The sequence below is a fragment of the Acinetobacter sp. ACIN00229 genome (genome assembly GCF_016106645.1).
Classification (GTDB): domain Bacteria; phylum Pseudomonadota; class Gammaproteobacteria; order Pseudomonadales; family Moraxellaceae; genus Acinetobacter; species Acinetobacter oleivorans.
Genome location: NZ_JADWOM010000030.1, coordinates 18,658 through 31,759, shown reverse-complemented (window position 1 = coordinate 31,759; position 13,102 = coordinate 18,658). Strand labels below are relative to the sequence as shown.

Here is a 13,102-nt window from a genome sequence, read left to right as displayed (position 1 = left end):
ATAAATTTATAGTTAATATTTTTTTAATTAGCACCATAAAGTGTCGATAACCAAATGTTTTGAAGTACCCTTATCGCTACCTTTGGATCAACTTCTGATGGACGTCCGAAAACTTCAGAAAGATATCTTTCTTCAAGCCAGATAAGTGCTTTTGCTGTTTCTTCTACATCTAAATTTTTCTTAATTCTACCAGCTTCTTGTTCTTCTTTAATATGTTGAGCAGCAGCGTTAATAAAGTCTTGCACTAAACTCCGATATGCATTGTCCACACGTTCATCGCCTCCTGCTGCTTCTCCGAAAGCTCGTAGTACACGCCCATGCTGCATGTAAACTTCTACCAAACCAACTAAAGTACGGCGCAAATCTTCTTGAGGACTATCACCTTGCAGCCACCTATCTGCAATAGTAAATAATTCTTTCCCAATATTTTCAACAAGGCGTAAGGCCAAGTCATGCTTATCTCGGAAATGTACATAAAATGCTGGACGTTTTAAGCCCGTTCGGCGCATGACCTCATCTACATTGAGTTCACGAAAAGGATGTTCACTTAAAAACTGTTCAGCAGCATTTAATATTTCATTTTCAGAAACTTTAGGGTCGTGTTTGGGTCTACGTCTTGTAGTTGTCATACTATCCAATTTCTCATTGACACGATGTCATTGTAGGTATTAATAAATTATTCGACAAGCATTAATGCACTATTGTGGAACAAATTCTTGGAAAAAAAATAAATAAGAAGATTTTTATACTTAATAACACAATCAGAATTATATATTTTTAAAATCAAACTTTTCAAATATTTAAATAATTATTTAGAAATGCTCAATAACAAAATAAGTATAATTACACTGTGTCATTGACATTGTGTAATTATTGAATTAATAATATTGAACAGCCCCTTTTTATGACGGGGACTTCTTAAATGAAAACATACTGAGCTTAAGTAAGGCGTTTGTTCATCAGTTCCATGGATCAGGGAAAATGAAGATTAATAAATTCATCATCTTAGAAAATCTAACTGATGCTCAATTTACTGAAATTTGTAGAGAGGAATAAGATATGAATACATCAGAACAAGTTACTACTACTGATGTTTTAATCATTGGCGCAGGGATTGCTGGTATTAGCGCAGCGTACCATTTAAAGAAATATCGTCCTAATTCAAGCTTTTTAATTCTAGAAGGCCGAGAAAAAATCGGTGGTACTTGGAGCCTATTCCGTTACCCTGGCATCCGCTCCGATTCAGATATGCAGTCTTTTGCATTTGGTTTTAAGCCTTGGACCGAAAAAAGGACTTTCGGTAGCGCGCAAATGATATGTGATTATTTGCAGGAAACCCTTACTGAAAATGGTATTGACCAACATATTCAATTTAACAGCTATGTAACGAGTGCAGAATTTTCATCAAGTGAAGGCATTTGGACTGTTAAAGTCAAACAAAAAGACCAAAAAAATTTAGTCACCTTACGTTCGCGCTTCCTGCTTATGGGCACAGGTTACTACGATTATAATAATGGTTATTCGCCTGAGTTTCAGGGAAGCGAAGACTTCAAAGGTCAAATCGTTCATCCTCAACACTGGCCAGAAAACCTCAACTATTCAGGCAAAAAAGTTGTCGTAATTGGCAGTGGAGCTACAGCGGTAACCTTAATCCCCGCTATGGCTAAAGATGTTGAACATATCACCATGCTTCAAAGATCACCTAGTTATGTGATTGCGATGCCAAGTGTCGACCCTATTGCACTGGCTTTAAATAAAGTTCTCTCACCTCAACGTGCATATGAAATTATTCGCAAGAAAAATATTGCACTCAGCCGAGGAATGTATAAATTAAGTCGCCGTTTTCCAGATGTGATGCGCCGCCTACTGATTGCAGATGTAAAACGCAGACTGCCTAAAGGTTTTGATGTCGCAACTCATTTCTCGCCAAAATACAATCCATGGGATGAACGCTTATGTGTTGTACCAGATGGAGACATGTTTAAAGCAATTTCTTCGGGCAAAGCTTCTGTTGTGACAGATCATATTGACCGCTTTACTAAAGATGGAATCTTACTGAAGTCAGGTAAAACACTTGAAGCAGATATTATTATTACTGCAACGGGTTTAAACATGCTGGCATTCAGCAAGATTCAACTGACTGTCGATGGTAAGAAAATCGATTATCCAGATACCACCATTTATAAGTCTATGATGCTATCTGATATTCCAAATTTTGCCTTTGCATTTGGTTATACCAACATCGCATGGACCTTAAAAGTAGATCTAGTATGGCGATACTTCTGCCGTCTACTTGACTACATGGATGAGAATAAATACGGAACATTTATGCCAGTGATTGCTAATCAAGACATGAAGCGAGTTCCGTTTGTTGATTTGAGTCCGGGATATGTTCAACGTGGTTTAGCTCAGTTCCCTAAGGCAGGAACAGAAGGACCATGGGAATTTCAACATGATTATGAGTTTGATTTAGAAAGGCTCAACAAAGGTCCTGTTGTCGATAAAGCATTACATTTCACTGCTCTTTTACCTAAGAAAAAATTGGCAGTTGTTCCAGAGTCAAATTCAGATGAATTGAAGATCAAAGCTTAATACTACCCTCAAAATTAAGGTCTCTTATTTAAGTAAAACCTAAATAAGAGACTAAATATATTAGGTAAACATTATGGAAAATATTAAATTTACCAGTAAAGGAATTACATGTTCGGCTTGGTATATCCCGACTACATCCGATAAGTACAAAAGCTCTCGAGGGCGCCCCTGCATTATTATGGGAAATGGCTTCGGAGGTACAAAAGATACAGGGTTATTACATTTTGCAGAGCCATTTAGCAAAGCAGGCTTTGATACATTTATATTCGATTATCGTAGTTTTGGAGAATCTGATGGTTTTCCAAGACAGAATGTGTCCTATAAAAATCAACGTGAAGACTATCATGCAGCAATCGCAGCTGTGCGAAGCTTACCCAATGTAGATCGAAACCGTATCGCACTTTGGGGCACGTCTTATTCTGGTGGACACGTAATGGTCGTTGCAGCTCAAGACCCAAAAATCTCAGCTGTAATATCAATGAATCCAGCTACAGATGGTTTAGCCGCCCTTACACAGATCTTACGTTACGGCGGGCTTAAGCAGTTAACAGTTGCCGTGGCTCACGGTTTAAAAGACTTAGCCCGCTCACTGTTAGGTCAAGAAGCACATGTTATTCCAATTGTTGGGCAACCTGGCACGGCAGCCATGATTAGTACACCGGGAGCAGAAACTTCCTATAAATCGATGGCTGGACCAACGTGGCGTAACGAAGTATGTGCCCGTACAGCTTTAGAAGTTGCAAGAAATCGACCGATTAATTTCGCTCGTCAAATAAAGTGTCCTTTACTGGTACAAGTTGGTTCAAATGATCAAGTTGCTCCACCTGAAGCTGCACGCAAGTCCGCTAATTTAGCAAGTGGTAAAGTTGAATTAGCGGAATACCCAATCGATCATTTTGATTTTTACAGCGGAACATGGCAAACAAAACTATTAGATGAACAAATCAACTTTTTAGCAAAAGTTTTAAGCCATCCAAAGGCGAAATAAAATTTTATAGTCATCAATAAACATATGAAAATAAGCTGATTAGGAATCTATCTAATCAGCTTATTTGAAGCCATTATCTCCATAACTTTTATGTATATAGTTAATCTTATGACCGATACTTGGCCTGAATCATCAGCATGATAATAACGAACAACGAAGGTATTGCCGCAATCACAAATAAATGGGTAATGACCAGAAATTGAGAAAGATAACCACCAAATAACGGCCCAATGACCGAACCCAAACGGGCAATCCCAATACTCCAGCCCACCCCAGTGGTACGAAGTGAAACTGGGTAATAACTCGCAGACAGCGCATTAATAGCAGGTTGCCCACCAACAATCGCAAAGCCAGCAATGAAAATGATGATAAATAATAAAACAATATGGCTAACAGCATAGCCAATTAAAGCAACACTAATCACTGCAACTAAAAAAACAGGAATTAATACTTTATAAAATCCAGTCTTATCGATTTTAAGACCCATCACAACACTACCAATCGTACCGCCTAATTGTAGAGTTGAGCCGATCATCAATGCCTGATTTAATGATAGTCCTGACTCTTTAGACAAAGTCGGTAGCCAGTTCGCCAGAAAATAGAGACTGATCATATTTAAAATACTGATGATCCAGATGGAATAGGTAAAAAACGCACGCTTATTTTTAAACAACTCAAGCGGAGACTTCTTAACCTGAACTTCAGTAGTATTAATGATTTTCATCTCTGAATTAAATGTGAATGCAGGATAAAACTTCTTTAACCAAAACAAAATCTTGGGCGTATTTTTACTTTTTTCACTTAAAAAATATAAAGACTCTGGTAACTTAAAGAACGTGATAAAGAAAATAATTAAAGGAACAATACCGCCAAAATAGAAAATCGCCTGCCATCCTCCCCAAGGAACTAACAAGGCTGATATGCCTCCCCCCAACATTGCCCCGACCGTATAGCCACAAGAAATGACCATCATGGTGAAAATACGAGATTTATATGGAACAATTTCGGAGCTATAAGCCATGACATTTGGCATGATACCTCCTAAAAAAATTCCTGTAACAAAGCGGATTGCAGTCAATTGCTCAATATTGCCAACATGTGGTGTGACCAGCATCAATATGGAGAACATAAAGGTTGAGATCAGTAATATGGGACGGCGTCCAAAACGATCAGAAAGTGAACTTAATAAAAATGATCCAACAAACAAACCAAATAAGCTGGCGCTAAACACAACGCCTAGCATGGTTTTATGAACGCCCCATTCTTCAATAATCATGGGGGCTGCGTAAGCCATAGACTGAATGTCATACCCATCCATAATCATTAGTAATAAACAGGTGAACAAAATAAATTTCTGATAACGCCCAACTTTCTGCTGATTGATCAAATCACTTAATGCAACTTCTTTCATGGTCATCCTTTCTCCATGTTGCGCTTTCAATTATTTTCATTTTAATTACGTTATTCGTAATTAATTTATGAATAACGTAAAAAAAATAACAATATTCTCCCCCAAAAGTCAAAACATTAACTTTTTCGGCTGATCGCACAGCGCTCATGATTTACTCATCACACCATATTTTTAAATTATTCTTTTATATTCAAATGCTTGTTTTAAAAAACTGCTCTAGGATGACATCTCTCTCTTCCAAACTATTTGAACTTAGAAATTGCATCATCAAGCCATCGATTAGGTTTAACACCATGTTGGCATCGGGTTTTATTGCACAAGTTTTTAGACTAAAAACCAGATCAAAAATCTCATGAAGTAGCCATTTTCTATATTCAATCGCCATGCGGTAACCCTGCGAATAAACGAGTTTAATTTCAAATATGGCTTTGAGTAATAAGTGGTACAGGTTATTAGAACAGACATGTAAGCGCACAATTTCTTTGAGTTTATCGCTTGAAGTGTAGTAACGGTTTGAGTAAATAATTGACAGTACTTCTTCTTTAAGGAGTCTCTTTTGAAAGGCAATACACATTTCAATCAGGCGCTCTTTTGAGGCAAAGTAATTATAAAAAGTGGTTTTGGTTATTTCAGATTCTTTCACAATCAGGTCTATTCCCGCTGTGTGAAAACCATGGCTGGTAAATAAGCGTATCGCCGTGCGAATAACCTGTAATTTTTTGGAAGAGATTTCTAAATTTGACATAGTTTTACCGTTATAAATTCTTGTTGTTTCTAAAAGAGATACTTTTCTGGGAGAAAAAAGGCATAGCAAAGCCGTAAGACTGTGCTTGGCACATCTCAAGTTTTATTGTTGATGCAAATTTTTTGAGTCGTAATGACTTAAAGCCTGAAAACCTTTGGGTGATCAAGCTGCTTTAAATTTTTAAGCTGTGTCGTTATAGCTTTTGGCATCGAGAGCCAAGAAATAATGAATGTGCAAAGCCAACTCCTTCTATTGGGAGTTCTGCCAGACATTTTAAATTATGGTGGCAGAACGGAAGAGGGTTAGCAGACTAGTAATAACTCAAACTAGCACACCCGTAGGTGTCCCTCTCCCGTCCTACCGCTACGGGAGGGAACGAGTAGTTCACCACACAAGGCTGTTCCTCAGAAGGAAGGGCTCTGATGCGGGAGTTATTATGCGGTCTGCTAAAACCGACTGGCAATGTGGCCAGCAGGCAAATGGTAATCTTCAAAAATTAAGGTGTCAATGTGAAATTGGCTATAAATTATTTAATTAATTATTGTTTTTCATTTAATTACATAATTAAGGAAAGTCTTAAGTAAAATTGAATAATCATTTTGTTTTTTAAGTTTTCTAGTTGAAGATACTCTTTTTTCATTTGCGCTGATTTAAGAGATTGGAACGAGCTTCAACTAGAAATATGAATTACAATTATTATGATTCTTTAGATAATCCCCCTCCTAAAACTTTATAAATTTCAATTTGGTTATTTAATTTGACCTGTTCAAGTGCCAGTAAGCCTTGCTGTGCTGCATACGCAGAGCGTTGTGCATCTAAAACAGTAAAATAACTATCAACTCCAGCTTTGTAGCGTGCCATTGAAAGTTTATATGTTGCGGATGTGGCAGACACTAAACGGCGCTGGGCATCTAGACGTTCTTCAATATGTGCATGGGTAGCAAGCGCATCATTCACTTCTTTAAAGGCTGTTTGAATAGACTTTTCATATTCTGATAAAGCAACTTTTTGGTCTATTTCAGCAATTTTGATACCCGCCTTTCTTGTTCCCCAATCAAAAATTGGTAGATCAATGCTTGGACCAATTGACCATGCAAAATTACCCGACTTAAATAAATCTTTAAGTTCAGTAGATGCATAACCCGTAGAACCAGTAAGGCTTATGGTTGGGAACATTCGCGCCTTCGCAGCACCAATGTTTGCACCTGCCGCTCGCAACCCATATTCAGCCGCTTTAATATCTGGACGATGATTTAACAAATCACTTGGTAAACCCGCTGCAAAATTCTTCTCAAGGGTAATATTTTTAATTGAATCGCTTGGAAGTAAGTTTTCAGGAATAGGAGAACCTGCTAACAAATCTAGTAGATTTTTTGCCTGTAGAATCTGAGTCTTATAAGTTGCGACATCATTTCTAGCAGTCTCTACAGAAATTTGTGCTTGTTTTAGTGGCACTTCACTGTCAATACCAACATCAAAGCGCTTCTTGTTTAGGTTATAAGCATCGACTTGCGCTTTTAAAGTCTGCTCAGCAAGATTTAAATTGGCTTGTGCAAAAGCATAATTTAACCAGACCTGCGTGATGTTACTGATTAGACCAATTTGTACAGCTTCTTTCGCGCTTTGAGTTGCAAGATAATTATTTAATGCAGCATCCTTTAAATTTTGAACACGCCCCCAAAAGTCTAGCTCATAGGCAGTCATTCCTAAGCCCACTTGAAATGTAGAAACTGGGTTATTGGGGTTAATAGATGGGCTAACCTGCCGCACTGCATTTCCAGTTACCCCAATAGTCGGGAGCTGGCTATTTTTTGTGATTTGATATTGTTGCTGTACACGCTCAATATTAAGCGTAGCAGTCCGTAAATCCCGATTATTGTTTAGCCCTATTTCAATGACCTGTAATAATTTAGGGTCAGAAATAAACTCTTTATAACTTTTCTCCGCAATGGTGGTTCCTGAGGAATTCTGAGCAAAATTTTGAGGAATATGAGAAATCGCTGTCGGCTGTGGTGCTTGCATATTTACACATGCGACGAGTGCAACAGAAAGTGCAGAAACAACGAGTCCACGAGATACGATTGCCACTTTCGACATAGTATTCTCCAAATAATAAAATGAGTTGAGCATAGGATGCATCAGAGGAAATGTAGTATTTCCCCTGACGCATTTAACTTAAGATGAGATTTTTTTCTTAGATGAAAATAGCTTTTCTACGGCGCCCAAAATGAAGATGAAGAACACGGGAACAAAGAAAATAGCCAGAATCGTTGCCGAGATCATGCCCCCAAATACACCAGTACCTAATGCATGTTGAGTCTCAGAACTTGCACCTGTTGCAATTACGAGAGGAATTACGCCGCATGTAAAAGCAAGAGAAGTCATCAAGATTGGTCGTAAACGAAGTTTGGCTGCTGCAACTGTGGCTTCAATCAAACTCATGCCTTCCTCTTTGAGCATCTTTGCAAACTCAACAATCAAGATGGCGTTCTTTGCGGATAGACCAATAATCGTAATGAGTCCAATTTTGAAGAACACGTCATTCATTAGACCTCTCGACATAATGGCAATAATTGCACCGAAAATACCAAGTGGTACAACCAACATCACAGAAAGTGGAATCGCCCAGCTTTCATAGAGTGCAGCCAATACAAGAAACACCACTAACATTGATAAACCAAGTAAAAAGGCCATTTGAGATTCAGACTGCTTTTCTTGTAAAGAGATACCAGTCCATTCGTAGCCAATGCCTTTAGGCAACTTAGCAATCAACTGTTCCATTTCACGCATCGCCTCACCCGAAGATGTATCGAAGTTAGGAATGCCGGCAATACTTAAAGATGGTCGTCCGTTATAACGATTATATTGTTGCGGTGCTTTGTTCCATTGAGGTGTTACCACTTCAGACAAAGACACCAATTGACCACTCGAACCCATCACTTTTAAGTTCAAGATATCTTTGAGTTGCATACGTGATTTAGCTTCAACCTGTACAATCACTTGTTGCATACGACCCTGATTTGGGAAGTCATTGATATACATTGAACCCATTGAGGTTGAAATGATGTCTGAAACGTCTGAGAATTTAACACCAAGGGTATTAAGTTTTTCACGGTCAATTTTTAAAGAAATATTGTCACCTTGTGGTAAACCTTCATTCCAAACCATATAGAACTTTTTGTTCTTGGCAGCCATCTGCATAAGTTGGTCTTGGGCAGCCAATAAAGCAGGCATGCCTAAGTTTGCACGATCTTGTAAACGTAAACTAAAGCCTGAGAATGTACCCAGTTCATCAATAGCAGGTGGAAGTACCGCCATTGTTTCACCTTCCGAACTGTTCGCCATTGATGCATTGACTGCATTTGTCATTTCAGTTGCCGAAGAAGTACGTTCTTTGAAATCTTTTAAAGTCGTGAAAGCAACACCTACGTTTTGTCCTGCACCACTAAAACCCCATCCCATAATCGTCGTATTACTTTTGACATCGGGTTTGTCTTTAAGCGAATTTTCAAATTCATTCACTACATTTCGAGTACGTTCTGCCGTTGCATCTGATGGTAATTGGAAAGACGTCATAAACCAGCCTTGATCTTCCTCTGGCATAAATGCTGTTGGCCAATACTTCATTCCTGCAAAAGTAATGCCTGTAATCACCACAAAGATCATCATCACTGGAACCGTATGTTTGATGATTTTAAGTAGCATCAACTCATACTTTTTCGTCACTTTGTCAAAGCTACGGTCAAACCATGCAAAGAAGCCTTTCTTCTGATGATGACCATCAATTGGTTTTAAAATGGTTGCACAAAGTGCAGGTGTTAAAATGAGCGCCAATAAAGCCGAGAATAAAATAGACACGGACATGGTCAGCGTAAATTGTTTATAAATGATCCCGACCGAACCACTCGCAAAAGCCATTGGCAAAAACACAGCAGACAATACTAAGGTAATACCAATAATAGGACTGGTAATCTCTTTCATTGCCTTAGATGTTGCTTCTTTAGGATTTAATCCTTCAGTCGCCATAATCCTTTCGACGTTTTCAACGACGACAATCGCATCGTCGACAATAATACCGATGGCGAGCACCATACCGAACATGGTGAGTACGTTAATCGAAAAGCCGGCAAGCAGCATCACGGTAAAAGTACCGAGCAAAGCAATAGGTGCAACAATGGCTGGAATGAGCGTATAGCGTACATTGTGTAAGAACAAATACATCACAATGAAAACCAGAACCATCGCTTCAAGTAATGTATGAATTACCTTTTCAATTGAAATTTTAACAAACGGCGCGGTGTCGTAAGGAATACTAAACTGCATGCCCTCTGGTAAGTTCAACTTTAATTCTTCAATTTTTGCTCTAACACCTTCTGCTGTTTTTACGGCGTTAGCACCCGGGCTTAACTGGATTGCGGCAGCGGTAGCCGGTTTACCATTTTCTAAAATAGCAAAGTTGTAGGCTTGTGATCCGATTTCAACATTTGCGACATCTGACAGACGAATTACACTTCCGTTGGTTTTGCTTTTTAAGCTGATATTTCTAAATTGCTCTACGCTTGATAGCTGACCTTGCGCTGACAATGGAATCGTAATCAGTTGACCTTTATTTGCAGGTAAATCACCTAGGCGCCCCGGTGCAATTTCAACATTATTTTCACGAATTGCATTGTTTACATCACTAATTGATAAACCATAGGAAACCAATTTATTTGGATCGACCCAAATGCGTAGAGCCTTCTCTGCACCGAAAGATTGGACTTTACCAACGCCTTCAACACGCTTTAGTTCTTCTACGACATTTCGAACCAGATAATCACTTAAATCTACTTCTGAATATTGGCCATTAGGAGAGTTAATACCCACCAGCATCAAGAAGCCTGAAGATGATGCTTCAACCTGTAAACCTTGCTGCCGCACAATCTGTGGTAAGCGTGCTTCAACAGCCTTGATTTTATTCTGGACATCGACCTGAGCCATTTCGACATCTGTACCCGGTTTAAAGGTTGCAGAAATTTCTGCTGTACCAGAAGTATCGGTTGTCGCACTATAGTAAAGTAGATTTTTTACACCCGATAATTCTCGCTCAATTAAAGTGACGACACTATCGTTAATGGTCTTTGCTGTTGCTCCCGGATAAGTCGCACTAATGTTTACTTGAGGAGGCGCTACACTAGGGAAACGAGCAATCGGCAATTTTGGAATACTCAGTAACCCAAACAATATGATAAATATCGCGATCACCCATGCAAAAACAGGACGTCGAATAAAAAATTGAGACATCATGGTTGAGCTCCTTGATTTGTAGAAGGTTTTGTTTCTACATTTGAAGCACTATTTTCTGATGCAGGCTTTTTCCACGTCGTCATTGCAAGTTTTTGATTTGGCTGGATACGCTCCATACCTTCAACAACGACTTTATCACCGACTTTTAAGCCTTTATTGGCGATATAGTACTGTTCATATTGCTGTCCAATTTCAATAGGACGAATTTCAGCCGAACCTTTTGCATTGATCACATAGACCTGAGGCTCACCATTGATATTGCGCTGAATCGCTTGAGCTGGAACTAACAAGGCTTGTGGAATAGAAGCTCGGTCAATATTGACTCGCACATACATACCCGGAAGTAGTTTTCTCTCGGTATTATTCACTTCAATACGGAAAGTCACATCACCTGTTTCAGGGTCAACATTAATATCTTCAAACAACATCTTTGCTGTGACGTTATATTCCTGTCCGTGGCTATTAGAAATACGAACCGTTTTTTCACTGTTTGCAGATAACTCACCAGTTTTTAAAGCCGCTTGTAGACGCTCGTATTCACTAATTGATTGTTTTACATCGACGTAGACTCTATCAATCTGTTGGATTGTGGCCATGGTATTCGCATCACCTTGACCAACCAATGCGCCTTCAGTGACAAAAGATTGCCCAATACGACCAGAAATCGGCGCTCGAACAGTTGCATATTGCAAATTCAAATTTTGTCTGGTGAGCAATGCTTTCATTTGCGCAACATCAGCGAGAGCCTGACGATATTGAGCTTGAGCATTACTCACTTCTTGCTTACTAATTGCATTACTTGGTAAGAGCTGCTCATAGCGATCTAATTGAACTTTCAGTCTAGCAACCTCTGCCTCAGCTTTGTTAAGTGAAGCTCTATTGCTATTTACATCTGCTTCAAAGGTTTCAGAATTAATTTTATATAAAGCTTGGCCTGCTCTAACTTCACTACCTTGTTTAAATAAAACTCTTTCAATAATTCCTCCGACTTGCGGTCGAATTTCAGCAGTACGGAATGCTTGTACGCGTGCAGGAAGATTTTCACTAAAATTAACTGATTGCGATTGAATGCTTAATACACTTACTTTCGCTGGTGCTGGCTCAGCTTGAGCCGTTTCTTGTGAACCACACCCCTGTAATATCAGCCCAATAGATAAAAATAAAGGAAGTAAAAGATGCTTTTGCATACTGTCCAAACCAAGTGAGTTTTCGATGCTGACATTATTTTTGATGAGTGTGTAGCAATCGTCACTAAAGTGTGGAGTAAGTGTGGAGAAGTACCAATAATTTAGCGTATGATGAGTTGAAGCATTTTATATAGCCCGTTTTCTATGTTTGATCGTTCTTTTTCTTTTGATTGTCACGATAAAGTTATCCTCGTTGTAGAAGATGATTACGACATTGGCGACATTATTGAAAATTATTTAAAACGTGAAGGAATGGTTGTTATTCGTGCTATGAATGGAAAGCAAGCCATTGAATTGCACTCTAGCCAACCCATTGATTTGATTTTACTTGATATTAAATTACCCGAGCTCAACGGCTGGGAAGTGTTAAATAAAATACGTCAAAAAGCTCAGACGCCCGTGATTATGCTAACAGCACTAGATCAAGATATTGATAAGGTCATGGCATTACGAGTTGGTGCAGATGACTTTGTTGTTAAACCATTTAACCCAAATGAAGTCATCGCTAGAGTTCAGGCAGTCTTAAGACGTACTCAGCTAACAAACAAGCCATTTAACAAAAATAAGGTCTACAAAGATATTGAGATTGATACAGATACGCATAGTGTTTATCTTCATGCTCAAAACAAGAAAATATTGCTTAATCTGACGTTGACGGAATATAAAATCATTTCCTTCATGATTGACCAGCCCCACAAGGTATTTACTCGTGGTGAACTCATGAATCATTGCATGAACGATAGTGATGCACTAGAACGAACTGTAGATAGCCATGTGAGTAAGCTTAGAAAAAAACTAGAAGAACAAGGAATACTCCACATGTTAGTTAATGTGCGTGGCGTAGGATATCGACTCGATAATCCACTAGCTGTAAAAGATGATGTCTAAATAAT

General features: G+C 38.7%; 9 protein-coding genes. 3 read left to right on the top strand and 6 right to left on the bottom strand.

The annotated features are described in order from the left end of the window. Positions 1-23 precede the first annotated feature (23 nt). A complete protein-coding gene (locus I7H67_RS18775) occupies positions 24-629 on the bottom strand; it encodes a TetR/AcrR family transcriptional regulator (protein ID WP_005040635.1) in 606 nt (201 codons plus the stop codon). 430 nt (positions 630-1,059) lie between these two features. Here I7H67_RS18775 and I7H67_RS18770 point away from each other — a divergent pair, with 430 nt between their 5' ends. Beyond that, positions 1,060-2,592, top strand: coding sequence for a flavin-containing monooxygenase (locus tag I7H67_RS18770; protein WP_198308568.1), 1,533 nt, complete (start codon positions 1,060-1,062; stop codon positions 2,590-2,592). A gap of 73 nt (positions 2,593-2,665) precedes the next feature. Next, on the top strand, positions 2,666-3,580 hold the full coding sequence (locus tag I7H67_RS18765; RefSeq protein ID WP_023274235.1) for an alpha/beta hydrolase: 915 nt from the start codon (positions 2,666-2,668) through the stop codon (positions 3,578-3,580). 106 nt (positions 3,581-3,686) lie between these two features. Here I7H67_RS18765 and I7H67_RS18760 read toward each other — a convergent pair whose 3' ends face one another. The 5 genes from I7H67_RS18760 to I7H67_RS18740 all read right to left on the bottom strand — a co-directional run bounded on the left by I7H67_RS18760 (position 3,687) and on the right by I7H67_RS18740 (position 12,209). Then, positions 3,687-4,991: an MFS transporter gene (locus I7H67_RS18760; protein ID WP_198308571.1), complete on the bottom strand. Its 1,305-nt coding sequence runs from the start codon at positions 4,989-4,991 to the stop codon at positions 3,687-3,689. Positions 4,992-5,181: 190 nt separating this feature from the next. Beyond that, positions 5,182-5,736, bottom strand: a complete 555-nt coding sequence (locus I7H67_RS18755; RefSeq protein ID WP_198308567.1) for a TetR/AcrR family transcriptional regulator — start codon at positions 5,734-5,736, stop codon at positions 5,182-5,184. 696 nt (positions 5,737-6,432) lie between these two features. Further along, a complete protein-coding gene (gene adeC / locus I7H67_RS18750; RefSeq protein WP_192833272.1) occupies positions 6,433-7,833 on the bottom strand; it encodes a multidrug efflux RND transporter AdeABC outer membrane channel subunit AdeC in 1,401 nt (466 codons plus the stop codon). Positions 7,834-7,911: 78 nt separating this feature from the next. After that, on the bottom strand, positions 7,912-11,022 hold the full coding sequence (gene adeB, locus I7H67_RS18745) for a multidrug efflux RND transporter permease subunit AdeB (protein WP_151768420.1): 3,111 nt from the start codon (positions 11,020-11,022) through the stop codon (positions 7,912-7,914). Beyond that, positions 11,019-12,209 carry an efflux RND transporter periplasmic adaptor subunit gene (locus I7H67_RS18740; RefSeq protein ID WP_192837024.1) on the bottom strand — a complete coding sequence of 397 codons (1,191 nt, stop codon included), beginning with the start codon at positions 12,207-12,209 and terminating at the stop codon, positions 11,019-11,021. Before I7H67_RS18740 ends, adeB begins: the two co-directional genes overlap by 4 nt. Before the next feature lie 144 nt (positions 12,210-12,353). Here I7H67_RS18740 and adeR point away from each other — a divergent pair, with 144 nt between their 5' ends. Beyond that, complete coding sequence (gene adeR, locus I7H67_RS18735; protein WP_111853942.1) at positions 12,354-13,097, top strand: efflux system response regulator transcription factor AdeR; 744 nt, start codon at positions 12,354-12,356, stop codon at positions 13,095-13,097. The last annotated feature ends 5 nt before the right edge of the window (positions 13,098-13,102 follow it).

Coding starts and splice junctions, on each gene's coding strand:
- I7H67_RS18765 (WP_023274235.1), top strand. CDS start 2,666: ATGGAAAATATTAAATTTACCAGTAAAGGAATTACATGTTCGGCTTGG.
- I7H67_RS18740 (WP_192837024.1), bottom strand. CDS start 12,209: ATGCAAAAGCATCTTTTACTTCCTTTATTTTTATCTATTGGGCTGATA.
- I7H67_RS18760 (WP_198308571.1), bottom strand. CDS start 4,991: ATGAAAGAAGTTGCATTAAGTGATTTGATCAATCAGCAGAAAGTTGGG.
- I7H67_RS18755 (WP_198308567.1), bottom strand. CDS start 5,736: ATGTCAAATTTAGAAATCTCTTCCAAAAAATTACAGGTTATTCGCACG.
- I7H67_RS18770 (WP_198308568.1), top strand. CDS start 1,060: ATGAATACATCAGAACAAGTTACTACTACTGATGTTTTAATCATTGGC.
- adeR (WP_111853942.1), top strand. CDS start 12,354: ATGTTTGATCGTTCTTTTTCTTTTGATTGTCACGATAAAGTTATCCTC.
- adeB (WP_151768420.1), bottom strand. CDS start 11,022: ATGATGTCTCAATTTTTTATTCGACGTCCTGTTTTTGCATGGGTGATC.
- adeC (WP_192833272.1), bottom strand. CDS start 7,833: ATGTCGAAAGTGGCAATCGTATCTCGTGGACTCGTTGTTTCTGCACTT.
- I7H67_RS18775 (WP_005040635.1), bottom strand. CDS start 629: ATGACAACTACAAGACGTAGACCCAAACACGACCCTAAAGTTTCTGAA.